Origin of the sequence: Lunatimonas salinarum (assembly GCF_017811155.1) — a bacterium.
Classification (GTDB): domain Bacteria; phylum Bacteroidota; class Bacteroidia; order Cytophagales; family Cyclobacteriaceae; genus Lunatimonas; species Lunatimonas salinarum.
Genome location: NZ_JACVCV010000001.1, coordinates 94683 through 120096, shown reverse-complemented (window position 1 = coordinate 120096; position 25414 = coordinate 94683). Strand labels below are relative to the sequence as shown.

At 45.4% G+C, this 25414-nt stretch carries 21 protein-coding genes; 13 read left to right on the top strand and 8 right to left on the bottom strand.

Annotated elements, in window-relative coordinates; translation table 11 throughout:
• The first annotated feature begins 23 nt into the window (after positions 1–23).
• From IAQ59_RS00500 to IAQ59_RS00455, 10 genes are all read left to right on the top strand, one after another.
• A complete protein-coding gene (locus IAQ59_RS00500) occupies positions 24–1163 on the top strand; it encodes a glycoside hydrolase family 130 protein (RefSeq protein WP_209328808.1) in 1140 nt (379 codons plus the stop codon).
• Positions 1164–1506: 343 nt separating this feature from the next.
• Complete coding sequence (locus tag IAQ59_RS00495) at positions 1507–2637, top strand: formylglycine-generating enzyme family protein (protein ID WP_209328807.1); 1131 nt, start codon at positions 1507–1509, stop codon at positions 2635–2637.
• A 29-nt stretch (positions 2638–2666) separates the two neighbouring features.
• On the top strand, positions 2667–4262 hold the full coding sequence (locus IAQ59_RS00490; protein ID WP_209328806.1) for a sulfatase family protein: 1596 nt from the start codon (positions 2667–2669) through the stop codon (positions 4260–4262).
• A gap of 1 nt (position 4263) precedes the next feature.
• Entirely contained in the window at positions 4264–5715 is a 1452-nt protein-coding gene (locus IAQ59_RS00485; protein ID WP_209328805.1) for a sulfatase family protein, read from the top strand.
• 103 nt (positions 5716–5818) lie between these two features.
• Entirely contained in the window at positions 5819–8113 is a 2295-nt protein-coding gene (locus tag IAQ59_RS00480) for a c-type cytochrome (RefSeq protein WP_209328804.1), read from the top strand.
• A 28-nt stretch (positions 8114–8141) separates the two neighbouring features.
• A complete protein-coding gene (locus IAQ59_RS00475; RefSeq protein WP_209328803.1) occupies positions 8142–9536 on the top strand; it encodes an enolase C-terminal domain-like protein in 1395 nt (464 codons plus the stop codon).
• Positions 9537–9827: 291 nt separating this feature from the next.
• Complete coding sequence (locus IAQ59_RS00470) at positions 9828–10223, top strand: response regulator (protein ID WP_209328802.1); 396 nt, start codon at positions 9828–9830, stop codon at positions 10221–10223.
• A gap of 152 nt (positions 10224–10375) precedes the next feature.
• Positions 10376–11797, top strand: coding sequence for a BNR-4 repeat-containing protein (locus tag IAQ59_RS00465; protein ID WP_209328801.1), 1422 nt, complete (start codon positions 10376–10378; stop codon positions 11795–11797).
• A gap of 283 nt (positions 11798–12080) precedes the next feature.
• The gene (locus IAQ59_RS00460; protein ID WP_209328800.1) at positions 12081–12548 is read left to right on the top strand and encodes a cold-shock protein; all 468 of its coding nucleotides are present in this window, start codon (positions 12081–12083) and stop codon (positions 12546–12548) included.
• Between the two features lie 107 nt (positions 12549–12655).
• A complete protein-coding gene (locus IAQ59_RS00455; protein ID WP_209328799.1) occupies positions 12656–13198 on the top strand; it encodes a DUF4136 domain-containing protein in 543 nt (180 codons plus the stop codon).
• 8 nt (positions 13199–13206) lie between these two features.
• Here IAQ59_RS00455 and IAQ59_RS00450 read toward each other — a convergent pair whose 3' ends face one another.
• Positions 13207–14007, bottom strand: coding sequence for an alpha/beta fold hydrolase (locus IAQ59_RS00450; RefSeq protein ID WP_209328798.1), 801 nt, complete (start codon positions 14005–14007; stop codon positions 13207–13209).
• Positions 13991–14866: a sugar phosphate isomerase/epimerase family protein gene (locus tag IAQ59_RS00445; RefSeq protein WP_209328797.1), complete on the bottom strand. Its 876-nt coding sequence runs from the start codon at positions 14864–14866 to the stop codon at positions 13991–13993. The genes IAQ59_RS00450 and IAQ59_RS00445 overlap by 17 nt, the downstream gene beginning before the upstream one ends.
• Positions 14867–14951: 85 nt before the next feature.
• Between IAQ59_RS00445 and IAQ59_RS00440 the strand changes: the two genes are divergently transcribed.
• Positions 14952–15446 carry a hypothetical protein gene (locus tag IAQ59_RS00440; protein ID WP_209328796.1) on the top strand — a complete coding sequence of 165 codons (495 nt, stop codon included), beginning with the start codon at positions 14952–14954 and terminating at the stop codon, positions 15444–15446.
• Here the strand turns inward: IAQ59_RS00440 and IAQ59_RS00435 are convergent.
• From IAQ59_RS00435 to moaD, 6 genes are read right to left on the bottom strand one after another with little or no spacing between them, the layout of a single operon-like run.
• Positions 15440–16606 carry an XdhC family protein gene (locus tag IAQ59_RS00435; protein ID WP_209328795.1) on the bottom strand — a complete coding sequence of 389 codons (1167 nt, stop codon included), beginning with the start codon at positions 16604–16606 and terminating at the stop codon, positions 15440–15442. The genes IAQ59_RS00440 and IAQ59_RS00435 overlap by 7 nt on opposite strands.
• Positions 16607–16638: 32 nt before the next feature.
• Positions 16639–17832, bottom strand: coding sequence for a molybdopterin molybdotransferase MoeA (locus tag IAQ59_RS00430; RefSeq protein WP_209328794.1), 1194 nt, complete (start codon positions 17830–17832; stop codon positions 16639–16641).
• Position 17833: 1 nt separating this feature from the next.
• A complete protein-coding gene (locus tag IAQ59_RS00425) occupies positions 17834–18925 on the bottom strand; it encodes a HesA/MoeB/ThiF family protein (RefSeq protein ID WP_209328793.1) in 1092 nt (363 codons plus the stop codon).
• A 3-nt stretch (positions 18926–18928) separates the two neighbouring features.
• A complete protein-coding gene (moaA, locus tag IAQ59_RS00420; protein WP_209328792.1) occupies positions 18929–19918 on the bottom strand; it encodes a GTP 3',8-cyclase MoaA in 990 nt (329 codons plus the stop codon).
• A 10-nt stretch (positions 19919–19928) separates the two neighbouring features.
• Positions 19929–20336, bottom strand: a complete 408-nt coding sequence (locus IAQ59_RS00415) for a molybdenum cofactor biosynthesis protein MoaE (protein ID WP_209328791.1) — start codon at positions 20334–20336, stop codon at positions 19929–19931.
• Positions 20337–20340: 4 nt separating this feature from the next.
• Entirely contained in the window at positions 20341–20580 is a 240-nt protein-coding gene (gene moaD / locus IAQ59_RS00410; protein ID WP_209328790.1) for a molybdopterin converting factor subunit 1, read from the bottom strand.
• Positions 20581–20831: 251 nt separating this feature from the next.
• Between moaD and IAQ59_RS00405 the strand changes: the two genes are divergently transcribed.
• Together IAQ59_RS00405 and IAQ59_RS00400 are read left to right on the top strand one after the other, a co-directional pair.
• Positions 20832–21860 (top strand): FecR family protein, encoded by a 1029-nt coding sequence (locus tag IAQ59_RS00405; protein ID WP_209328789.1) that lies wholly within the window; start codon positions 20832–20834, stop codon positions 21858–21860.
• 55 nt (positions 21861–21915) lie between these two features.
• Positions 21916–25410, top strand: coding sequence for a SusC/RagA family TonB-linked outer membrane protein (locus tag IAQ59_RS00400; RefSeq protein ID WP_245189331.1), 3495 nt, complete (start codon positions 21916–21918; stop codon positions 25408–25410).
• The last annotated feature ends 4 nt before the right edge of the window (positions 25411–25414 follow it).

The following is a 25414-nucleotide window of genomic DNA, read 5'->3' as shown; positions in this document are numbered from 1 at the left end:
TTTGCTTACAAGCCTTGTTTCCTATGATATACCGCAATCTCTCCGCCTATTTTAGATTCTCTAGGGCCCATTACCCACCTTTGGTCTTCTTTATTGCGGTAGCCGTTATCGGTTGTTCCGGGTCAAAGCAAGTAGAATCCCATATTGATCCAGGTGAATGGCAACTTGGACCGTTTGTCAAAATTGACAGTCTCAACCCCATATTATTACCGGGTAAGCTGACTTTCGTCTGTCCGGTTTTGGATGAGGAAGTAGCGTGGGAAGAGAAGGACGTTTTCAATCCGGCAGCGGTAGTGATGGACGGTAAGGTAATTTTGCTGTTTCGTGCAGAGGATTTGATTGGGTCAAACAATGGGACTTCCCGTATCGGTCTGGCAACGAGCGGTGACGGTTTACGATTTGAGAAATTTCCCGAGCCGGTATTTTATCCCGAAAATGATAGTTTAAAACAGTTGGAGTGGGACGGGGGTGTGGAAGATCCTCGTATCGTAAAGGGGCCGGACGGTCAATATTTCATGACGTACACCTCCTATGATGGAACGACGGCGAGATTGATGTTGGCCATGTCTGCTGACCTGCATAAGTGGGACAAATATGGGCGTGTACTTATCGGTGATTTTGCCGATACCTGGAGTAAGTCCGGTGCGATTGTGGCTAGACAGGTGGGGGAAGAGATCATTGCCGAAAAAATCAATGGGTATTACTGGATGTACTTTGGGGATACGGATCTCTTTCTGGCCAAATCGCTGGATTTGGTCAATTGGGAGCCTTTATTAGAAGATGGGGAGCTGAAGTCCGTTTTAAAACCCCGTCCAGGCTATTTTGACAGTCGTTTGGTGGAACCTGGTCCCTATGCATTGATTCGTGATGCCGGTATTTTACTTCTGTACAACGGGATGAATCTAGACGAGGGTGGCGATCCAAATCTATCCCCAGGCACCTATTCGGCAGGGCAGGCCTTGTTTGATTTGACAGCACCTGATAAGGTGATAGACCGTAGCGAAGCGTATTTTCTCACCCCTGAGGAAGACTATGAAATCAATGGTCAGATCAACAGGGTGTGTTTTATCGAGGGCATGGTACCCTATCAGGGTCGCTGGTATCTCTACTATGGCACGGCCGATTCGAAAATAGCGGTAGCGGTGACGGAGGATTTACAATAGTAGCAAACAAAAAGTGCGATCCAGCTGGAATAGGCTTTTCTGATTATTTGGTATTTATAGATTTTTATTATTAATTAAATAGACTATTCCTAGTAATTTCATATGATGTTGACAATTATGAATATATATTTAAAGGTATGCTTGTATCAATTTGGAAGACCAATGAAGCTGGTCTTTCTTCGTTTCTATAACGATGTATAGAAAGATGGTATAGGCAGATAACAACCTCAATGAACCTTACTCCAACTTCTTTCTCCGATTTCATTATTCAAAAAAACAGGGATTCCATAGACTAATTGAGATGAGTTATTTAAATTCGAAACAAAAACTGAAATACTATTCCATGCGAATGAATGTCAACCGTGGTTTCCTTTGCTGCTTTATCTGTTGGATATGGGTAGCCTGTGGAAGCGAGAAAAATGAATCTAATCAAGTAATTGGGGAGGATTTAACCTCCTGCCACGATAATATACCGGGCAGATTTTCTGTCCCCAATACTGCTTCCGCAGCTAGTGCCCCAGACTCCCCCGGGGACGTAAGTCACGAGGGTATGATATGGATAGAAGGGGGAGAATACCTAATGGGTGCTCATGACGGACGAGGCAGGAAGGACGAACTGCCTGCGCATAAGGTTAAAGTAGATGGTTTTTGGATGGACTTAACCGAGGTCACGAACCGGCAATTTGCTGAATTCGTGGAAGCCACCGGCTACGTGACAGTTGCGGAGAAAAAGCCAGATTGGGAAGAAATTAAAAAGCAATTACCTCCGGGTACACCAAAACCACCTGAGGAAGTCCTAGTGGCTGCTTCATTGACTTTCAACCCACCTAGTCAGCGAGTATCCATGAACAATGCAGCCCAATGGTGGTCATGGACAGAAGGGGCCAATTGGCGACACCCTCAAGGGCCAGGGAGTACCATTGTTGGAAAAGAAGACTATCCAGTGGTACATATCGCATGGGACGATGCAGTGGCTTACGCCGAATGGGCTGGAAAACGGCTCCCCACGGAAGCCGAATGGGAATTTGCCGCAAGAGGTGGACTGTCAAAGGAGTCCTTTCCATGGGGGGCTGCTCCTGTGGAAAGCAATGGGTTCAGGGCAAATATCTGGCAGGGTGAATTTCCATTAAAGGATACCGGAGCCGACGGTTTTTTGGGTTTGGCGCCTGTGAAGTCTTTTGAACCAAATCCGTACGGACTATATGATATGGCAGGTAATGTTTGGGAATGGACGGCCGATTGGTACCACGAAGATTACTATGGGAGTATTTCGGATCCTTTATTGGTTAATCCTCAAGGTCCCAAGAGCAGCTTTGACCCGATGGAACCTACCGTGCCCAAGCGGGTGGTCAAAGGAGGCTCTTTTCTCTGCAACGTATCCTATTGTGAAGGGTATCGGGTGAGTGCCAAGATGAAATCCTCGCCTGATACAGGCTTGGAGCATACCGGTTTTCGCTGCGTCTCCAGTCTTTAGTTCGCTAAAAAAACCAATGTAACCTACGTATGCATAAGCCCCATCCTTATTCCCTGCTTCTTGCCGTCTTGGGTGCGGCTTTTTTTCTTGCTTGTTCTGGAACGACGGAGCAGGAGGCGGAATTGGCTCCTAACTTTGTATTTGCCATCGCAGATGACGCTTCCTTCCCTCATATGGGGGCTTATGGTACTGAATGGGTGGTCACTCCAGCTTTTGACAGGGTGGCAAGGGAAGGGATTTTATTTACAAGGGCCTACACTCCGAATGCGAAGTGCGCACCTTCCAGGTCCTCTATTCTTACCGGTAGAAATTCCTGGCAGCTGGAAGAAGCAGCCAACCATGTACCGTTTTTTCCCCAGAAGTTCGGCTCCTTCATCGAGGCTCTCGGTGACCATGGGTATCATACAGGGTTTACCGGCAAAGGTTGGGCTCCGGGCAATCCTGGTATGCGGGATGGAGTGCCCCGGCTTTTGACGGGTAAAGGGTATCAACGTAGAAAATTGGAATCACCAACCGCTTTCATTAGTAAGAATGATTATACAGCCAATTTCGAGGATTTCCTAAAAGAAATAGAGCCAGGCAAGCCATTCTTTTTCTGGTATGGATCCACAGAGCCCCATCGGGCCTACGCCTATCAGTCGGGCGTGGAAAAAGGGGGGAAGCAGCTCTCAGATTTGGACCAGGTGCCGTCCTTTTGGCCGGATATCGATACCGTTCGGCATGACATGCTGGATTACGCTTTTGAGATAGAGTATTTTGACAAGCACCTAGAACAAATCATTGCTATACTGGAAGAGCGTGGAGAGCTGGATCGGACGGTCATTATCATCACCTCTGACAATGGGATGCCTTTTCCTAGAGTAAAGGGGAATCCCTATGAAATGTCGCATCACATGCCTTTTGCGGTCATGTGGCCAAAAGGCATTAGGAACCCTGGTCGGGTGGTAGATGATTTTATCAGCTTTATAGACATCGCACCAACGATATTGGAACTGGCCGGTGTCGATCACGCAGACGGAATGGAGCCGATTACTGGGAGGAGTTTCACAGATATCCTTTTTTCTGAGAAAGAAGGATTGGTTTCGACAGACCGGGACAGGGTAATCATTGGTCAGGAACGCCATGATGTGGGTAGACCCCGCGATCAGGGCTATCCGGTGCGCGGCATTGTGACCGAGCAATACCTGTATTTGCACAACTTTGAAACAGACCGTTGGCCGGCCGGAAATCCGGAAACGGGCTACCTGAATACGGATGGAAGTCCGACTAAAACGGTCATCTTGGAGCGTATGCGGGCCAATCAAAGTAAAGAGTATTGGTACCAATCTTTTGGCAAACGGCCGCAGGAGGAGCTGTATCTTCGCGCTTCTGATCCGCAATGTGTCAACAATCTTGCAGAAAACCCAGCATATCAATCCCTGAAGGAAACGTTGAAAGCGCAACTTTTTGATCAATTGAGGGCGGAAAACGACCCAAGAATGTTTGGAAAGGGCCATGTTTTTGATGAATACCCCTATGCCGAGTCAGCCACAGCTAACTTTTATGAAAGGTTTCGTCAGGGCGAAAAATTACGCGCAGGATGGGTGAATGAAACTGATTTTGAACCCAACCCAATTAGTGAGTAAAATGGGTAGCTACCTTTTTTCGGTCCTATTTTTACTGTTGGAAAACATCAGTGCACCTGCAATTCCTGTAACGGTTGCGGATAGGCCGAATTTTGTGTTGATTATTGCGGATGATATAGGCTGGGATGACCTGGGCTGCTATGGGCATCCATTGGTTAAAAGCCCTACGATAGACCGGTTAGCTAAGGAGGGGCTGGTATTTGATCACTTTTATCTAACCACAAGTTCCTGTAGTCCCAGTAGAGCGAGCATTATTTCCGGTAGGTATCCACACAACACCGGCGCGGCAGAACTTCATACACCATTGCCTGAGCAAATTGTCACTTTTGTGCGGCGTTTAGATAGTGCTGGTTATTATACGGCCCAAGCGGGAAAATGGCATTTGGGTGATGGGATTAGAAAGGACTTTGATGCAATTTATGACAAAGGAACTGAAATGGGCGATGGGGGAGAGGGTCGGTGGGTAGCCACCTTACGCGAACGCCCAGCTGATCAGCCCTTTTTTATGTGGTTTGCCGCACTAGATGCCCACCGTCCCTGGGGACCGAACCCTTTTTCTGGAACCCACAATCCGGAAGAAGTTGTTCCGCCGGTTTATTTGGCAGACACGCTACCTACAAAGCTTGACTTGGCCCGGTATTATGACGAGATCACTCGTTTTGACCATGCCATCGGCGAAGTGGAGCAAGAACTAAAGCGACAGGGTGTGTTGGATCAAACGGTCATAATTGTCATTTCGGATAATGGACGTCCCTTCCCAAGGAGTAAAACCAGGATGTACGATAGTGGTATCAAGTCACCAATGATCATCAAATGGCCGGGAGGAATTCAGGAAGCAGGGAAGCGTTCCGAAGCGTTGATCAGTTCGATTGATATTGCGCCCACCATTTTGGACATCGCAGGATTGGAAATTGGCGATACCTTCCAAGGAAAAAGCTTTTTACCGGTTCTAGCTTTGCCGGAAAGCGAATTTAGAAACTATGTCTTTGCAGAGCACAATTGGCACGATCACGAGGCATTGGAACGAATGGTTCGCACGAAGGAATACACCTATATCTTAAACCTTCGTCCACAACATAGTCAAAACGGGCCGGCAGATTCCAATGCAAGTGTTTCGTATGAAGATCTAAAATCACTCAGGGCGAGCGGCAAACTTAATGCCGCCCAAGCCGATGTGTTCTCCGCACCCAGACCCCATGAGGAGCTATATATGTCCACAGACAGGGACCAATTACACAATGTAGCTGCTGATCCTGAAAATGCCGAAATTCTTCGGGTTCTTCGGTTAACTTTATCTCGGTGGATGGCTGAAACAGCGGATAGCCATCCCGAAAATCTAACACCTGATTGGTACAATAAGGAAACAGGTAAGGCATTGGATATTATCAGAATTCGGGGAGATATGCCCGGAGGGATGGATGCCATCACCATAAATGCAAAGGGCCCCTTTTAACAGTATGTCGTCTATTGGTCAATATCAACATGCCGCTAGCGGCTGTACATCAAACACCGCACAGTGGAAACCTAGGTTTTTTCGCCGTTGGATCATATGGGTAATGCCGTTTTTTCTTCTTGCCTGTGGAACGGAGGGAGAGTCCTATGAGAGACCAATGGATCCTTGGGCGTTTCGGTCGGTATTGGATAAAAAGCCCCGAATGCTGACGCTTGCCCTGCATCCGGACTGCTATGTGGCTTATGATTTGGAAAAAAGTGAGCTGTATAAAGTATGGAAAGGAGGGGTTAGATTAGAGGGAACTGTCTTTACGAATAAGAAAAACATCCAACCCACCAGTTGGGGAAACAGTTATTTTGAAGATGGCGAACTGCCTCGGGTATGGAAGCTTTATTCATCAAGTAACGAACCTATTGATTTTTCCATCGTCCAAAAGGGATACACCTTCGCCAAGGGACAGATCACGCTTCACTTTGAGCTTAACACGTCCGAAGGAGTACAAATTCGCATCGACGAAACGCCAGAGTTTATTCCAGGGCAAGGAATGCCCCCTGTATTTGAGCGAATATTTACCGTGCAGGGGCTAAAACCTGGCATGAAGCTGTCATTGTCAGAGGGGGCTGATTCGTTTGAGCTGTCAGCAGATGGTAGGCACCCGCTACGTACCGAGCTTCCGGTTTTGCCTTTTGTGGAAATGCCCCCTTTAAAAGCGCAGTACGATCACTTGGGAATTCTTCGTATGGAAGGCAGCGATTGTTTTACGTGCCACGAAGAACACAATCGCATGGTGGGCCCATCCTTTGAAGAAATTGCCCATAAATACGAAGGAGATAAATCCGTATATCCCTATCTGTCTCAGAAGATAAGAGAAGGTGGATCCGGCGTTTGGGGGGATACACCGATGAATCCGCATCCTCAGCTTTCAGATGCGGACATCAAGCCCATGTTGGACTACATCATGACATTTGCGCCAAAGGAATCCAAGCCTGCTTCTGCTCCTGTGCGTGTAGTTGCCCCAAAAGCACCCGTGGAATCAGTGACTCAGCCAGGCTTTGGAGCTCCCCTAGAAGGGGTTCATCCCAGTTTTGACCTCGTCACCCTGCATCGGGATGATTTTCAGCCAAGAGTGGCAGGCTTGGCGATCGCACCGGATGGCGGATTGTTGGTATCCACGTGGGACAGCGTTGGGGGAGTGTATCATCTAACCTGGCCAGAAAATGTGGGTCCCGCCGATTATTCCATTAAGAGGATTGCTGAGGGACTAGCTGAACCATTGGGCTTGGAGGTAGTAGGCGGGGATCTTTATGTGTTACAAAAGCATGAATTGACCCGGTTGAGGGATTTGGATGGGGATGGAGTGATGGATGAATACTTTCCCATTTGCAACAGTTGGGGAGTTACCGATGATTTTCATGAATTTGCTTTTGGGTTGGTCTTTAAAGAGGGGTACTTTTATGCTACGCTTTCGATGGCCATGCGATTGGCAACAGGCGTACAGCAGGCCAAAGACAGGGGTAAAACCCTAAAAATTGCCTTAGATGGGACGTACGAAACCTTGGACTATGGGCTTAGAACTCCCAATGGGATTGGTATTGGGCCCGACGGAGAGTTGTTCGTCGCAGACAATCAGGGACAGTGGTTACCGGCAAACAAACTCATCCATGTACAGCCTGGAGCCTTCAATGGAATGGCTTGGGGATTGTCTCCGGATTTGGCCACCGTACCGGAGATGGTGCCGCCTGCCATTTGGTTGCCGGATAAGGAAATCGGAAATTCGCCGACTGAGCCGATTTTGATGAAACACGGGCCGTATGCGGGTCAGATGATTCATGGAGATGTCACGCACGGAGGAATTAAACGCGACTTTCTTGAAAAGATCAACGGATCTTATCAGGGTGCGGTATTTCGATTTTCGCAAGGGTTTCATGCGGGGGTAAACCGGCTCGTATGGGGTCCGGGTGAAGCACTGTATGTGGGGGAAGTGGGTATGGTTGGTGGCTGGAGCTGGAAGGAGCGTCAGTTTGGATTGGAAAAGCTAACCTACAACGGAAAACCGACCTTTGAGATGCTCGCCATAAGGGCAAAGCCAGAAGGATTTGAAATTGAATTTACAGAACCTTTAAAGGATTCTCCGGTTGAGATCGGTCAAATTAAGTTGGCGCATTGGTGGTATCTGCCAACGGAATCCTATGGAGGTCCAAAAATGGACCTACAAACATTGAGGCCCAGTAGGATAGACCTATCTCCAGATCGGAGACGAGCATACCTTGAAGTCCCCGATTTGATCCCCGGAAGAGTCGTTTACTTTTCCCTAGACCCCGATTTGAAAAGTGAATCTGGGAGAACCCTCTGGTCAGGAGAGGCCTGGTATACCTTGAATGCTATTCCAGTAAACTGATTTCCTAAAAAGAAATAACCTAACATGTATGAATAGAAGAACATTTATTGGAAAATCCGGAGCAGCGCTGGCACTTGGTGTTACAGGTATGTCTGCTTTTTCAATTACACCTGAAACAACCATGAAGCAACCCTTAAAAAATATTCAGATCGCTGAGGTAAATTCCAACTTTGAACGGGAATTGCTAACCCCCTATCGATTTAAAGGCAGTGCTATTTCAGAGGCATGGCAAGTACTATCATATATTAAATCCGGTAGCGGGTTGTATAAAATTGGTGTAGGTACTCAAGGAACCCTTTGGTCTGACCAACGGGTATTTTTCTCCCATTCTGTAAATGGCGGAAATGCGTTAATGTACGCGATGACGGAACGGGCACTACAGATATTAAAAGGAAATAGCTTTACCGATCCGGTCAGTGTGCTAGACTGGCTTTTACCAGAGGTATATGCCTATGGACAGAAAATTACAGGCATGGAGGATTTGAAGAAGACGTTTGCCCTAAACGCCCTGGTAGGAGTGGATAATGCACTGTGGATGCTTTATGCCGCTGAAAACGGCATGCGCAATTTTGACGAGATGATACCTGACGCATACCGGCCTGGACTTTCGCATAAGCATGACAAGGTGGCAAGTATTCCTTCTTTTAGTGTGGGTGCCAGTATACAGGACGTCAAAGCTGCTGCTGATCGAGGGCATTTTATCATGAAATTGAAGACCGGATCAGCGGGAACTCAAAAGGAGATGCTGGAAAAGGATATGGAATTTCTGACCGCAGTTCATAAAGCGCTTGGCCACTTGGAAACACCGTATACGAGCAACGGCAAAATACCCTATTATTTTGATGCCAATGAGCGATACGAGACCAAGGATACCTTGGAGCGATTTTTGGATCATGCGAAAAAAATTGGGGCCTTCGACCAGATAGCAGTGATAGAAGAGCCCTTTGGTGAAAAAAACACGACTTATGTCGGGGATTTGGGCGTACGTGTAGCTGCGGATGAGAGTGCTCATACGGTAGAGGATGCATTGGCAAGAATCGAGCAGGGATATACCGCGATAGCAGTAAAGGCTATCGCCAAAACCTTGAGTATGACAATGAAAATAGCCCAGGCAGCCTACGAAAAGGGGATCCCTTGCTTTTGTGCAGATTTGACGGTAAATCCAATTCTGGTAGATTGGAATAAGAATGTTGCCGCAAGGCTTGCGCCTTTTCCGGAGATGAATCTGGGTCTTCAGGAAACCAACGGGCATCAGTACTACAAAGGCTGGGAAAGGATGCTTACCTATCATCCGATGAACAATGGCTCTTGGGTAAAAACCCATCAAGGTGTGTACTCAACCGATGCTTCCTTTTACGAGCACAGTGGGGGAATATTGATTAATTCTCCCCATTATGAAGCCGTTTTTATGGATAATGTTTGAGCCAAATTTTCGGCTGGTTTTCTTAAAATGGCAGGGACAATTCTTTCGGTATCGTTGGGGTCGGTTAATTGTATTGCCAATCAAATAAGAAATTTGACATAAGAAAGAATTTTAACATGTTAGCTAAAAAAAATTCAACGTTCGTTTTTTTATTTGGAAAGTTGATTTACATTTGAAAAAATGTATTTTGAATATATAAAAATGTTGGTCAAATACTTACAGGCACGAACGTTGAAAAAAATACATGTAGCATGAACAGTTGATTTTCTTCTTAAAAAAACCGACAAAACTGTGAAAATATTATTGATTGATGACGATCCTATTGTGATTCTGTTGCAACGGAAGCTGATGGAAAAAGCGGGGTATATAGGGGAGATTCAGGCTTTCGGTGAAGGGGAGAAGGCACTTAGCTATTTGAAGCAAAATAGTAAGGGTGACCAACGATATCTTATCTTTTTAGATATCAATATGCCGGGCATGTCGGGGTGGGAGTTTTTGGATCAGCTAATTGCGTCGAATATTGAAAGCAGCTTTTCAGTGGTGATCATTACTTCCTCCATAGAACAAGCCGAACAACTCAAGTCTGAGGAATACGAACAAATCATTGATTTCTGGATCAAGCCCTTCAGTGTAGAAAGTTTTCAAAAATTGAAGCAGAAGAGCCAGCTGGAAGGTTTTTACAGCTAATTTTTATTGGGCTTAATAAGTGTTTTTGAGTAATTTTAAGTCGATTTCTTAATAAGGTGGGTAGGTGAAATCTCCCTAGCCTATAGTGACAGGCGTCCTGAAAAACAGAGACATATTCGGTCCGCTAAAAAATATATTACAAACAGATAAAAATGTATAAGTTTCTCAAGCGGGTATGTGTATTTTTTTGGCTTTTGGTATCTCTCTCGGTTACCTCTTATGGGCAGTATGTCAGTACCAAAGCAAGGGTGGAATCCGGTTACAAGGGGATCTGGTTTACGCTTGGCCAGTTTTCAGAATTTGGCGATAAATACTCAGGTGGTTTAGGTACCTATACTGCCAAACACATTCCTCTCTCGATCTATTCCCCGGAAGTCAAAAAGACATTTTTTGTTTATGGAGGAACACGATCTGAAGGCGAAAAGCACCTCCTTTGTATGATTGGGAGTTACGACCATCGTACTGGGAAGGTTTCTCGTCCTGTTGTGGTCCATGATAAGGAAGGAGTGGATGATCCACACGACAACCCCAGTTTGGCCATAGATGACCAGGGACACCTATGGGTGTTTGTCAGCGGTCGGGGCCGAAAGAGAATGGGCTATAAATACCGGAGTACCGAGCCTTACCATATCGATTCGTTTGAGCGGATCACCGAAGAGGAAATGACTTATCCGCAACCTAAGTTTATTCCGGGAACTGGTTTTTTGAACCTGTTTACAAAATATACTGGGATGAGGGAATTGTATTTTGAAACCAGTAGGGATGGCGTGACCTGGACTGAAGACCAAAAATTGGCAGGTATCAAGCGAGCTGAGGACAAGTTGAGCGGTCATTACCAAATTTCGGGTCAGGTAGGGGAGAAAATAGTGTTTTTTTTCAATTGGCATCCGGATGGGAACGTGGATAGGCGTACCAATATTTATTATTTGCAGACCACAGATTTTGGGGAAACCTGGAGTTCCGTCGACGGTAAACCATTGGAAATTCCGATTGTTGATATTAGTACACCAGCCTTGGCTGCTGAATTTTACAGCAAAGGGATAAACGTGTACATCAAGGATGTTAATTTCGATCAAAACGGCAATCCAGTGGCTTTGTTTGTTTCAGGGCCTGGCCATCAACCTGGGCCGGAAAGTGGGCCAAGATCTTGGAGTGTAATACATTGGACAGGAGATAGCTGGGAAATTCATAAGATCACGGAGTCCGATCAAAATTACGATACGGGTAGTCTTTGGATAGAAGGTAAGGAATGGACGGTTGTAGGTCCGACAGAAAATAGTCCCCAGGTATGGGGTGCAGGTGGCGAATTGGTGATCTGGAAATCACTGGATAATGGTAAAACATGGAACCGTGTCAAGCAGGTAACCCAAAATAGCGTTCATAATCACAATTATGCCAGAAGAGTGGTAAATGGGACCAACCCGTTTCTGTATTTTTGGGCTGACGGAAACCCTGATAGGTTTAGCAGGTCAAAAATGTACTTCGGAGATAGTAAGGGAAGGGTCTGGGGTCTTCCTTATGACATGAAGAAGGATGCGCAAAGGCCAAAACGAATCAGAAACTTCAGCAACTAGCTTTTTACTGCCAAATGATGCGTTGATTGGGGCTGCTTTCATAGGAAAGCCATCGGAAATCATAGCCGGATTTTTAACTGAATATTTGGCAAAAGATAGGAATAAACCGGAAAAATCAGCTAATTTGTAAGATATTTCCTGAATGAAGCCTGTAGACACTTTTATAGCCCTGTGTCCGGTTCGCTTGTATTTCAGTATTTATGGCTTTTTCCACAGCCGTTCAGCAGTTGGGTAAGAAGGCCTGTCATAGTTCCAAAAATCAATTAGAAACAAAATCACATTAATGGCAAAATCCAGAGAGACTTTTAACAAAAAGGAAAAAGAAAAGAAAAGACTTAAAAAAAAGCAGGACAAGGAGGAAAAGAAAGAAGCTAGGAAAACCCACTCAAGTAAAGGAGGAGGATTTTCTGACATGATAGCTTACGTCGATGCTGAAGGCAATATTACAGACACTCCGCCCGATCCACAAAGTAAAATGGAGGAAGTGGAGTTAGAGAGTATCGAAATCAGTGTTTCAAGAAAATCCGAATTAGAAGAAGAACAAGATACGGTCCGAAAGGGCAAGGTGTCTTTTTTCAACACCTCCAAGGGATACGGATTTATCCGGGATCAGATCACACAGGAAAGTATATTTTTTCATGTGAATGGGTTAGTAGACCAAGTTGCGGAGGGTGACACGGTGGTTTTTGATACAGAAAAGACACCAAAGGGTCTGAGTGCTGTTGAGGTAAAATTGGCGCCCAAGACTTAATCAAATGCTCAATGATTGAATCAAACTAATCTGTCAATTTTGGCAGCTTAGTTTTTTTTGGTCTTTTTTTGGTAAATTTACGCAGTCTTATATCAAAATTATCGAATATGTTATTCAGGCTGGTGTTTTTCATATTTGTATCGATTGTTTTAGCCGGATGTAGTTCTGTTAAAATTCAGGTAACTGAGCGTGAGACAGATTTTCATCTCGATGCGTATCGTTCCTTTGATTTTTATGAAATCGACGCATCAGGTGACTTGGGAGAGTCCTACGAAGGAAATCTAGCTTTTTTAAAGGAGGAAATTGCCAAACATTTCGTTTATAGGGGGCTTTTGCGGAAATCGGATAATCCTGAAATCCTGGTAAATATCGGTGTATGGGTAGAAGAAAAGACGCAGACCAGGGAAACCAGTTTGGTGTCAGACCCTGGTACTTTTAACTACATTGGGCAACGTAGGTATACGTGGAAATCTGAGACAATAGAGGTGGAAACCTATAAAAAGGGGACGGTCACAGTTCATTTGGTAGATGCTTCAAAGAATGCGGCCCTTTGGGTGGCCACGGCAGACGAAGTGCTCTTGAAAAATCCTGATAGAATGAGAGACCGCATTGTCAAGGGCGTCGAAAAGTTATTTGAATTGATTCCATAAAAAGTCAACTACGGAGAGAAAAACGTACCCATTAGATCCTGTACTTCCTTAAGGTGCTGCTTTTCATTGATGTATTTGGAAATTACCTGTCTCAGTTCGGCATTTGGTAAGTGACCTTGAATGATGGCTGCATAGGAAAAGGGATGCAGCGGATCCTCCTCGCTGCCAACAACCATTGCCGGCATGGAGAGCTGCTCAAGCTGCAATAGATTTTCCAATGGCCTATCTTCCGGTAGGTATTTTAATAATCCATAAGAAGTGTCTGCCTGAGGACGGGAAAAATGTCCCAGTAGGGAAGCGGCATAGTGAGGGAAATCCTTTTTGGTCTTCAAAAAGTCGATTGATTCTGCAAAGTATTCCCTTCCGGTAGCTATTCCGTATTTTTGAATTAGATCATGAGCAGTTTTTAGCAACTTAAAATGATCCGGGTCCGGTTGATCGATCCATGCAGGTCTGATCAAGGCAAGCTTTTTGACTTTTTCGGGATGGTTTAATGCATATTTTAGGGCAATGGCGGCTCCGAGAGATAATCCACCGAGCATGCACTCTTCTATCTTCAAAAACTGCATTAGATTATGAATATCCTCTGCAAAAACCTCCATTTGCGCATCGGAGGCAGTTATAAAACGTTTGGTCTTTCCATGGCCCCGAAAATCCATCGTAATGATTCTATGACCTTTTACACTCGCAGTAAGTTCTTTAGCCTGCGCTAGTGACGCCCCTAGGCCATGTAAAAATAGCAGTGGGCTACCCTTACCTCTGTCAGAGTAGTGGAAATGGATTTGGTTGTGTTCAAATATTTTTTCCATGAATCGTAGTATTTCGGATTTGCTCCAAAAGGGGGCGGATAAAGTTCAGTGATTCAGGTACCTGTGCTTCCGTAATTCCATGGATAATGAATGGGCCCGAGAAATTGATTTCATCTAACTTTTTCAAAAACAAAGAGAAATCTATGGCCCCCATTCCAAGCGGGGCATACATCCCATTCAGCCCTTTGTCTTTTAGATGGGCTACACTTATCGAGGACCCAAGTAACTCAACCCCATGGCTAATTATTTCTGAGACTTCTTCCGATGAATCGGCGGTAGCGAACAAGTTTGCCGGATCAAAAATTACCTCCACCACAGGGCTCCTAAGCTCATTCAAAAGTTTCTTTGCGGTTACTGCATTGTGTACAACATTCCCAAATTCAGGTTCTACCCCCAACTTGACTCCATACTTTTCAGCCACTTGGATGCACCGTTCCATCATAGAGATTAGATCCAACCAAGCCCCACGAGATTTATTTTCCGGGTGCCATTTCCACATGTCTGTTGGGTCATGAGTACCTGTACAAAGGGTAATCATCGGGATTTTAAGTTCAAACGCGACCGCTGAGAGCACCTCTAACGCAGTAAACCCAGCTTCTCGTACCGAATGATCCGGATGAATCAGGTTGAATGTCGCTGAGAGGCCACATAGATCCAAGTGGTACCTGGATTTGGCCATAGAAATTTCATCAACTTTGAAAGGCGGTATTGATATAGGGAGGGAGGGAAGGCCAGAACTGACCATATTGTAATGCAATCCGTCAAACCCCAATAACTTTGCTTTCTGAAAAATACGGTCCGGACTTCCTGAAAAAGTCTTCGAAAATATCCCTAGTTTGCCTGTCCTTTCACTGCTCATGCCATTCAAAGATACCCTTTTTTCTATTTTGATAAAAGAGCGTTTTCGTTATCTTTGGCAAAAACGAATTGAATGTTTTTTTGATATGAATTTACCTACGTTAGCTGAGTTGAAAAAAGAGCTCCTTTTTCTCGATCAAAAGGAATTAGTGGGACTACTTACGGATTTGGCCAAACTCAACAAGGATAATAAGACCTTCCTTTACTTTAAAGTTTTCGAAAGGGATGATCCGGGATTATTCGTAAAAGAGGGGATCAGGGAGTTGGAAGCAGAGTTTTTAAAGGGGTATTACAGCAATAGCTATCATACAGCGAAGAAATCTGCACAACGAATTCGAAAGGTGCTAAATAAGTTGCTTGCTCTCAATAAAGACAAAGGCGTTCATACCGATCTTTTGATCGCTTTTTGTAACTTCTTGCACCAGTATGGTTACTTGGGATTTAGACATCCGGTTATTGATAATTTGTATGCGCAACAAGTGCGTAAGCTTGAAAAAGCCATCAGCGCACTGCATGAAGATTTCCAATACGATTACCAAGCTGAGTTGGCAAAGTTGAAGGCTCTCGTAAGGAATTATTGATTGCTCGTGCGGAACGGTGAGTGCTTTTTTATCCGGTGTCGGTCTTCTGTGTGGATAGGGCCTTCTTTGTCACGGAGAAACGAGCCATCCCCCCCGCTAAGTACGGCCTTAATCTCGCTGATAATAGAAAGGGCAATCTCCTCGGGAGCTTCTGCGTGGATGTTTAATCCAACTGGGCCAAAAATCTTCCTTTTATCCTCTACCGCTACAAAAAGGGAGTTTGCAGCCAGGCTTTCATACATCTTTTCCAATTTCTTTTTGGGGCCTAATACGCCCAGATAGGCAATTTTTAGCGGGAGAATCCCCTTCATTACGGCTAGGTCATAATTGAAATTATGGGTCATCAGAACTACGGCGGTACGGGAATCTTTCGGTATCAACGGGGGGGCATCTGCAGCAGTAACTACATGTATATGGTCAACGGATGGAAATCTTCCCCTGGTAGCCTGCGTAGCTCGTCCGTCAATCAAGGTGATTTCCCATCCCAAAACATGGGCTAGTCTCGAAAGTGGGATCGCATCGTTGCCCGCGCCTACGATGACTAGAGAAAGATGCGCAGGAACCCACTCAATAAAAGCGGTTATTGGTGCCTCTGCTCCATACTCGACGATCAGTGAATGTCGGTCCTTCCATACAGACTGAATATCCTCTTCCAATGCTTCCCGGTGAGGGATTTTAATGCCAGTTACATAGCCATCTTGGTTATTGTACGCTAGACAGGTACCTATTTGTGGCTCACGCTTATTGTTCAGGTCAAAAAAAGTAACCAAGACGTGGTCTTGTCTGCCTCCTGTTAGCTTTTTGAGAAGGTTTATGGGGTGTTGTTCAGACAATGGATCAATAGGTTCAATTAAAATGTGAATAATTCCATTACAACCTAAGCCTACTCCAAACTTGGCGTCATCATCGTCCGTGGTATCGTAGGTGACTACCATAGACTGCTTTTTGAACATCACAAATTGGGCCTTTTTCAGCGCATCTCCTTCTAAGCATCCTCCGCTAATGGCACCGGTTAGCATCCCATTTTCTGTTACAAGCATGCGGGCACCCGGCCTTCGATAAGAAGAACCGTCCACTTTTACCACTGTTGCCAATGCAGTTTGTTCCCCAATCCTCTGGGCCTCTTCAAATGCGTTGATGATTTCTTTGATTTCCTTCATTGTAAGTAGGTTGATTCCATCGGAGTGGATGTTCACAAAAGCGCACGCCAATTCGTTATCGGGTACCTCGATCCTTTGTTAAACGTATCGGATTCTGGGGGAAGACTGAGGAATCCATCTGCCTTACCCAGATGTATCAGGTCACCGGAACCTGAATTTGCGATGGGACTGGCGATAGCACGGGAACCTTCATAGCGGATAGAGACTAAGAGATGATAAGTGAGCGACTTCTTGAATACAATTTCGCTGTCTAGTTCCCCCATTGCAGATTGTGCTTCCAATCCTTGTTGGCTTAACAACCAAGGAACAAAAAACGTATGAAAACAAATCAATGTAGAGGCTGGGTTTCCGGGAAATCCAAAAACCAAGGATCGGTCAAATCTACCAAATAAAAATGGTTTTCCAGGTCGCTGGGCAACTCCATGAATCAAAGATTCCATCCCCAATTCCCTCAACACCTCGGGAAGGTAGTCAAATTTGCCTTTGGATACAGCTCCTGAAAACATCAAAATATCAAAGGAATCTTTGAGTTTTTCCAGTTCTGCGGTTAATGTTTTCTTTTCATCCCGCAGGTGCTTTGTATCTGCTTGTATGCCCACTTGCCTTAAGGCGGCCTGTAGCATAGAAGCATTGGAGTTTCTGATTTGATGGGGAAGAGGTTCTTGTTCAATGGGAATCAGTTCATCTCCCGTAGAGCATACTATCACCCTAGGCATAGTAGCGACACCAACATTACCGACACCTGCCGCGGCTATCACGCCAATCGTGGCGGCATGGAGGCGCGTACCCTTTGGTATAAGGACTTGTCCCTTTTTGGCATCCGTTCCCCTTAGATGGATGTTCATATAAGGCTCTACCGAGCCTAATTTAGGCGTAGCCAGGCCGTCTTTAATAGTAATCTGTTCATAAGGGATTATGCCATTGGTTCCCTTAGGCATCATCGCTCCTGTCATGACTTCCAAGCAATCGTTGGGATCAAGAAGGGATCCTTGCGGCATGCCTGCTGCCTGCATTCCCGTTATTCGGTAGACAATTCCCGGATTAAAATGGTTGGTATCTATGGCTATTCCATCCATAGTTGCCCGGTCAAACGGCGGGGCATCCCGATCCGCCAAAATATCTGCTGCCAAGACCCTGCCGGAAGCAGCGTGAATCGGAATTTTTTCAATCCCCAATGATAACTTTTGTTTAAGGATAATCTCCTGCGCTTCCTGTACTGTTATCATGCTATTTTTCAAGGTGTAAATTTCCCATTTCCTGACACCATTGTGCAAAGCCGCCTTCTAAATTTATCAGCTTGGCATCTGGAAACTGATTCTTTAATAGTTGTATTGCCTTTTTGCTTCGACTGCCCACTTCGCACATGACCACCCAAGGCAACTCCGTGGACAATGAAATGGTTCTGGTCTGGATTTCAGAAAGAGGAATAGACTCCGCCCGATCTAAATGGGCTTCGTGGTATTCATAAGGTTCCCGAACGTCCAGCAAGTTAAATTGCCTTCCTGTTATCATCCATTGGGACAGTTCATCTACACTGATGGATGCTTCCCATTCACAAGATGCCAAAGCGTAGGAGTGCTGGAGCTTTTTAAGGTGCTGGTTCAATGGATTAGTTCGTATGCGAATGATATATTGGGAATGGGTCTTCAGATCCAGAACCAATAATTTACCGGCTAGCGGCTCCCCACAGTCTGTCAGGACTTTAACGGCCTCCAAGGCTTGATAAGAACCGATAATTCCCGGCACAATTCCGAGAACACCTGACTGGTTGCAATCAGGTATTTGGCCTGCATCAGGAGGGTTAGGGTACAGGCATCGGTAGGTGGGTCCTTGTTGGTAATTGAACACACTTACCTGTCCTTCAAAGCCTTGTAGAGCCCCATAAACGAAAGATTTGTTGAGCATTACACAGGCGTCATTGATTAAATAGCGCGCTTCAAAATTATCTGTGGCATCGATCACCAGGTCGTACGTCGAGATCGTTTCAAGCGCATTCGAGATCGTCAAGAATTGATCATACACCTGTAAACCTATGGAGGGGTTTTGTCTTTGTACCCATTCCTTGCAGGCGGCTACCTTCGGCATACCCACTTGGCTACTTTGATAAATGACCTGCCGATGAAGATTACTCAAGTCAACCGTATCACCATCCATGATCCCCAAGGTACCCACACCCATAGCAGATAGGTATTGTATCACCGGAACGCCCAAGCCTCCTGCGCCAATTACCAACACCCGGGATTGATGCAATTTATCTTGTCCGGTTTTCCCGAAGTCAAGCAATTGTGTTTGCCGGATATACCGTTTGCTGTCAAGCATTGATTAACCTCCTAAAAATGACATGGATTTTTTCGGCGTTTGTGCCACTATCGATTCGGCCTCAAACCCGTCCTTTTCTTTTTTGCACACTGCCCGTTGAAGTTCTTGTATGACTTCGTCCCTATTGGCACCCGATCTTAATAGATCCCGAAGATTTAGTGCAGGTGCACCGTAGAGGCACGTTCGGAGTTCTCCGGTCGCGGATAAACGCAACCGGTTGCACGTACCACAAAAAGTTCTGCTGTATGAGGCTATGATTCCGAAGGTTCCTTTATAGCCCGGAATTTGATAGTTTACCGAGGTACTGTTCGCTTCATCAGGGAGTCTCCGCATGGTTGGGTAGTGACTCAATACATGTTTTTTGATGACCACGTGGTTCCAAGTGGGGACCTCGAATGTGCCGGTACCATTAAAAGGCATTTCCTCCAAAAACCTAACCGACACGCAATGATGTTTGGTGAGTTCGACGAATGGAAGAATATCTTGCGTGTTTTTGTTATCCGCGATGACCGCATTTAACTTAACCTCAAATCCCCTGTCTATCATGTAAAGGATTGCCGAAAACACCTCATCAAACTTGTCTCTTCGGGTTATTTCAAAAAAGCGCTTTTTGTCCAAAGAGTCCAGGCTTATGTTGATACTCCGGATACCCATATCCGCAAGTGCATCAATCTGAGAGAATGACAGGGAACCATTGGTCGTGATCGCCATTTCCGATAGCCCATCCAATTGGCTGATTCTGCCCAAAAACTCCACGAGTCCTCGCCTTACAAATGGTTCTCCACCCGTGATTCGAAGTTTATTTACGCCGTATTCGGTGAATATTTCCAGTAGAAATTGTAACTCTTCATAAGATAAGAGTTGCTTGCGATCCACAAAGTCGATCCCCTCCTCGGGCATACAATAGTAGCACCTAAAATTGCACCTATCAGTGACGGAAAGTCGCAGGTAATTTAGGATGCGACCGTATTGATCGATAAACTGTTTTGGCATAGGGTTTACGTTAAGGGTGTGCGTTTACCCAAACTGTTTGATCTTGAAAATATTCCTTTTTCCAGATTGGAACTGACTTTTTAAGTTCATCGATTAGAAACCTGCATGAATCGAAAGCGGCGTCCCTATGAGCGGTTGCTGTTCCTACTACAACGACAGGCTCGCCGATATTTTTCATCCCAAGGGCATGGATCATCACCAGCTTCTTGATAGGCCACTGTCGTTTAGCTCGATCTGCAATTGCTTCCATTTCTTTGATGGCCATGGGTTCATAGCCTTCAAAGTCCAACTGGACAACGCCTTTTCCATGTGCATGGTTTCTTACGGAACCCACAAACAAAGCTATTCCGCCGGCCTCCGGGTGGTGCAATGAGCTATAGGCTTCGTTTAGGTCTATGTGTGTTACAAGCTTGATCATAGGTTCATCCTCCACTCACCGGAGGGATAAGTGCGATTTCGGCATTTTGATCCAATAATTCATGGTCTTCAGCATATTCCTGATTGACCGCCACCGCCAAGGATTTAAGATGGGAAAATTTTGGGTAATTTTTGAAAAGCCATTCTTTAAACTCCTTTACGTCTTTCACTTCAATCTCCTCCGGGAGTGACAATTCAGCGCTTCCTACAATTTCTCGCGCGATACCGAATAGTTTGACTCTCATACTACAGCATTGTTCAGAAAATTAAAATTACTAAATATCCTTTGCAAGGCCATAACTCAACCGGGATTTTATGTGTTGCGATCCGTTGAACGCGTGAATTGTTCAGTAACTGGGACTTCGAATTATCAATGCGAGAAAAAATTAAAAAAAAGTTTTGTAAAACTGGTATCATTTGAAACAAAAGACTCTTTGTTATTATGTATGAGAATGATTAAGTTGTGATAAGCCCGGATAACCCTATTTTTACTCAATTGATCTCTGATGAAGAGTTTGTACGTTGGGTCCTCGATCCCAGTCCAGAAACCACGTTTTTCTGGGAGAACTGGCGCAAAAATCATGCAAAAAATCAGCAGGAATTTGAAAGGGCAGTAGAGTTTATTCAGCGGTTGGATTTTGGAAATCAGCGGCTGAGCGAATCGGAATGCGATGAACTGCTGCTTGCCATTCTGAATGTAGATCCAAGCCGACAAAACAGTGCCGTATTTTTTGGTGGTAACCTGGGCAATTGGTTTGCCAAACAGTGGGTAAGGGTAGCAGCGATCTTGTTGCTCAGCTTTATGGGGGCCTTTATCGCAAATCAGTTTCTTCCAACAGTAATAGAATCACCTACCGTGCAAGTCCCTACCATGATCTCCGTGGACAATCCAAAGGGACAAAAATCATTGTTGAAATTGCCGGACGGAACAATGGTGCATCTCAGTCACGCATCCTCTTTGGTCTTTCCCGAGTATTTCAGCGGCGATGCCCGAAGGGTTGAGCTGATCGGCGAAGCATTTTTTGATGTGGTTCATATCGATTCGATACCGTTCATGGTCGTTGCCGAGGGAGTAGAGCTAGAAGTATTGGGGACAAGTTTCAATGTGAACGCAAGTGCGCACGAGTTCAATACACGGGTTTCTTTGGTCACAGGCAGTCTTCGGGTAAATCTATTGGACACCCGATTGGAAAGTAAAAACCATTTACTCGTACCGGGAGAAGAGCTTTCGTTGGACAGGAAGTCAGGAACCTACTCTGTAGGGTCGTTTAACGTGGATGCTACGATCGCTTGGAAAGAGGGTGTGCTGTTGTTTAAGGATGCCGGTATGTCGGAATTTTTTGACGAATTGGAAAAATGGTACGGTGTCAATATTCAACTTTTTGGGTCTCCCCAAAAGGAGTGGCAAATGAACGGACGCTATGACAATGAGAAATTAGAGGACATACTGCTGGGATTGCAATTTGTGTATCCTATTGAATATCAAATAAAAGGAAATAACGTAACCATAAAATTTACCTATTGACCATAAGCCTAAATAAAAACACTAGTCCAATTCAAAAAAACAACCGAAAATAACCATGGAAGATCATTTACCACCCAAACTAAACTACGTGCGGACAGTCCTATTTGGCATTATCCTCGGGCTGTCCATGCCAGTCGTAGTCCATTCGCAAGGAATAGCCGCCTTGGCTATAGCGAGGAACAGTACTCAAGAGACCGTTGACATTCCAGTAATGGATCAGCAGGTGTCCGTAGAGCTCAGCGACGTCACTGCTCGGGAACTGTTTAGAGACCTTGAGGCAAAAACGAACTTACGGTTCGTATTCGACCGAGGTGTTATGCAATCAGAAGATCGCATATCTGTCGCAGGCGTGGGCGTTTCATTGTACGATTTGTTGCATGAAATTTCGCTTCAATCAAGACTACGCTTCAAACTGGTGAACCAAAACATTCATGTACGCTTGGAACCTAGCCTACCTGTGTCTGATCCTCAGGTAGAGGATATTACCGTAAATGGAAAAGTTACCGATGGAAACGGCGTTCCGTTGCCCGGGGTTTCCGTATTGGTAGAGGGCACTACGCAGGGAACGGTAACCGACTTGGATGGAAATTATACCATTACTGCCCCTGACGCAGGAGTGTTGGTCTTTTCGTTTATTGGGTTTAGAAGTCAGCGTGTAGTGATTGGTACCCAAACGCGGGTGAATGTGACCATGTTGGAAGACCTCACCGGACTAGAAGAAGTAGTGGTCACCGCATTAGGTATCAAACGCGAAGCCAAAAGCCTCGGTTATGCTACCAGCACGGTGAGTCAGGACGAGATGACCATCAACAGAACACCGAACTTTATGAATGCCCTGCAGGGCAAAATGGCAGGAGTAAATATCACCTCGCTGGGTACCGGACCATCGGGCACCAGTAAGATTCGGATTAGGGGCCAATCATCCTTTGGAGGGAACAACTCTCCACTGATCGTCGTGGATGGCATACCGCTGGACAATACGAATTTTGGTGCGAGAGGGGATTTTTCGGACAGGGGCAGCAACCGAACCTCAGATGGAGGAGATGGATTGAACAGTATCAACCCTGATAATATCGAATCAATGACGGTATTGAAAGGAGGCGCGGCTTCGGCTTTGTATGGTTCTCGGGCCAAGGATGGGGTCATTATGATTACGACCAAAAATCGCGGAACGGGTCGTGGTGTTTCGGTGGAGTTTAACTCCAACTTTACCCACGACACCCCACTGGATTTCAGAGACTATCAGTTTGAATATGGTCAGGGAGAAAATGGCGTTCGGCCAACTTCACCGTTTCCAACTTCTGGTGTATGGAGTTTTGGAGAGCGATTTCAGCCTGGTATGACGCATATTTTATTCGATAATTTGGAAGTACCATACGAGCCACAGCGAAATCAATTTAAAGAGTTTTACCGAAACGGGTATACCTGGACCAACTCATTCTCCGTCGCATCGTCCGGTGATAATGGAGGATTTAACCTGATGGTTTCCAACATGGATAATCAGCTTGTTATGCCCAATTCTGATTTTAATCGGAAAACAGCAAATTTTGGCTTTACCCAAACAGTCGGCAAAAAGTTGACTATTTCTGGAAACATCAACTACTCAAAGGAACATCGGAAAAACCCACCCAATATTGCAGAGCAAGACTATAGCCCGGTAATTATCTACACCTTGGCTACCTCCATGCCCATGGATGTACTCCGAGACAATGCGGAAGATCCAAATGGTAACGAAAATGTTTGGTCTCGCTTCACCAACCGGACCAATCCCTATTTCGCATTAAAGCGCTTTGATTTAATAGACCGTGACCGGGTTTTCGGAAATATCACCGCAAAGTACGATCTTGCGGACTGGCTATTTGTGCAGGGTCGAGTAGGGCAGGATTTTTTTGCAAGGGAACAAGAATACAACCTGCCCCATGGCACCCAACGACAAGTACCGGCACCTGCTGGATTCGTAAACGGACAATACGTACAGGATGCGACCAACGTGCGGGAGGTGAATGCGGATTTCTTGATCAGTGCAAACAAAACCTTGGGTGATTTCGGCTTTTTGGTCAACGCCGGTGGCAATCAAATGTATCGAAGGTTTAGTAGGCACAACGTATATGTGCAGGATTTCTTTTCCAGGGATTTATATACCATCGGCAATAGCAGATTGAGAGATCCGATCTATCAGTTTTCAGAGCGGCAGGTAAATTCGTTATATGGTTCCGCAGAAATTTCCTATAAGGAATTTCTTTACATCAATGGAACAGTCCGGAACGATTGGTTTTCAACGCTTTCACCTGCTAATCGCTCTATCTTATATCCATCCATTACAGGTAGCTTTGTGTTCTCCCAAGCTTTTGGCTCTACACTTCCCGAGTGGATTACCTTCGGCAAGATTCGGGCAGGTTATTCAGAAGTAGGGAGTGACACAGACGTTCAGCCTTATTCCAATAATCTTTTTTTTAACATCAATGCGCAGCAGTTTCCAAATTCGAACGGTGTTCCGCAGCCACTGGGCAGCATAGCCGGTTCGGTGGTTCCAAACCCAAACTTACGGCCAATGACGGTTCAGGAAAGGGAGTTTGGCTTAGAAATGCAATTGTTTGATAGCCGGGTGGGCTTTGAGGTAACCTATTACCACAAGTTATCTAGGGATCAGATTTTGCAGGCCCAGCTTTCTGACGCGACTGGATTTTTGAGTCAGTTGATCAACGTAGGAAGAAGCCAAAACGAAGGGGTGGAGATGCTGTTGAACGTCAATCCCATCTCGAGCCAAAGCTTTCGATGGAACGCCAGCTTTAACGCAGCCTATAATATCACGGAAGTTTTGGATTTGGGTCCGGATGTTAGTGATAACAGTATCACAGTTGGAACAGCTGATTTTCACGGAGAACTTCGGCACGTGGTGGGAAGGCCAATGGCACAGTTGTATGGTTTTGGCCTGTTGAGAGACGCTCAGGGCCGAATCGTTCACGACCCGGGAAACGGTCGCCCACTTCGTAACCCTCAACAGATGGAGTTTGGAAGCGCCATTCCAACTTGGGTAGGGGGGATTACGAATGGGTTTGATTACAAGGGGGTCAATATGTCGTTTTTGATTGACTTTAAGCTTGGGCATAAGATGATTTCCGGAACACACATCAATGCATACCGTCATGGTTTGGATAAGGCGACACTTCCAGGAAGGGATGTTGGGTATGTCGTGGGAGATGGAGTCAACCCAAATGGGGAAATCAACACCACCCAAACACCTGTACAATTGTACTATGAATCTATAAGAAGCTTGCAGCTTTCGGAGCTTTCTGTTTTTAATGCCGGTTCTTGGCAGCTAAGACAGATCAGCCTCGGATACGACTTCAGCAAGCTGCTACCATCCAACTTTCCGGTGAAGGGAGTTAGATTAAATGCTGTAGCCAACAACGTTGCTGTTATCAAGCAGTGGGTGCCCCATATTCACCCGGATCAATTTGGATTTCCTTCCGATAATATGATGGGGCTAGAAGCCACCGGTCTGCCAGTCAGTCGCAGCATAGGATTCAACTTAAACTTGAAATTTTAACCAG

Excerpts from the sequence above, each read along its gene's own strand:
- IAQ59_RS00500 (WP_209328808.1), top strand. The coding sequence starts at position 24 with ATGATATACCGCAATCTCTCCGCCTATTTTAGATTCTCTAGGGCCCAT.
- IAQ59_RS00495 (WP_209328807.1), top strand. The coding sequence starts at position 1,507 with ATGCGAATGAATGTCAACCGTGGTTTCCTTTGCTGCTTTATCTGTTGG.
- IAQ59_RS00490 (WP_209328806.1), top strand. The coding sequence starts at position 2,667 with ATGCATAAGCCCCATCCTTATTCCCTGCTTCTTGCCGTCTTGGGTGCG.
- IAQ59_RS00485 (WP_209328805.1), top strand. The coding sequence starts at position 4,264 with ATGGGTAGCTACCTTTTTTCGGTCCTATTTTTACTGTTGGAAAACATC.
- IAQ59_RS00480 (WP_209328804.1), top strand. The coding sequence starts at position 5,819 with ATGCCGTTTTTTCTTCTTGCCTGTGGAACGGAGGGAGAGTCCTATGAG.
- IAQ59_RS00475 (WP_209328803.1), top strand. The coding sequence starts at position 8,142 with ATGAATAGAAGAACATTTATTGGAAAATCCGGAGCAGCGCTGGCACTT.
- IAQ59_RS00465 (WP_209328801.1), top strand. The coding sequence starts at position 10,376 with ATGTATAAGTTTCTCAAGCGGGTATGTGTATTTTTTTGGCTTTTGGTA.
- IAQ59_RS00460 (WP_209328800.1), top strand. The coding sequence starts at position 12,081 with ATGGCAAAATCCAGAGAGACTTTTAACAAAAAGGAAAAAGAAAAGAAA.
- IAQ59_RS00455 (WP_209328799.1), top strand. The coding sequence starts at position 12,656 with ATGTTATTCAGGCTGGTGTTTTTCATATTTGTATCGATTGTTTTAGCC.
- IAQ59_RS00450 (WP_209328798.1), bottom strand. The coding sequence starts at position 14,007 with ATGGAAAAAATATTTGAACACAACCAAATCCATTTCCACTACTCTGAC.
- IAQ59_RS00445 (WP_209328797.1), bottom strand. The coding sequence starts at position 14,866 with ATGAGCAGTGAAAGGACAGGCAAACTAGGGATATTTTCGAAGACTTTT.
- IAQ59_RS00440 (WP_209328796.1), top strand. The coding sequence starts at position 14,952 with ATGAATTTACCTACGTTAGCTGAGTTGAAAAAAGAGCTCCTTTTTCTC.
- IAQ59_RS00435 (WP_209328795.1), bottom strand. The coding sequence starts at position 16,606 with ATGAAGGAAATCAAAGAAATCATCAACGCATTTGAAGAGGCCCAGAGG.
- IAQ59_RS00430 (WP_209328794.1), bottom strand. The coding sequence starts at position 17,832 with ATGATAACAGTACAGGAAGCGCAGGAGATTATCCTTAAACAAAAGTTA.
- IAQ59_RS00425 (WP_209328793.1), bottom strand. The coding sequence starts at position 18,925 with ATGCTTGACAGCAAACGGTATATCCGGCAAACACAATTGCTTGACTTC.
- moaA (WP_209328792.1), bottom strand. The coding sequence starts at position 19,918 with ATGCCAAAACAGTTTATCGATCAATACGGTCGCATCCTAAATTACCTG.
- IAQ59_RS00415 (WP_209328791.1), bottom strand. The coding sequence starts at position 20,336 with ATGATCAAGCTTGTAACACACATAGACCTAAACGAAGCCTATAGCTCA.
- moaD (WP_209328790.1), bottom strand. The coding sequence starts at position 20,580 with ATGAGAGTCAAACTATTCGGTATCGCGCGAGAAATTGTAGGAAGCGCT.
- IAQ59_RS00400 (WP_245189331.1), top strand. The coding sequence starts at position 21,916 with ATGGAAGATCATTTACCACCCAAACTAAACTACGTGCGGACAGTCCTA.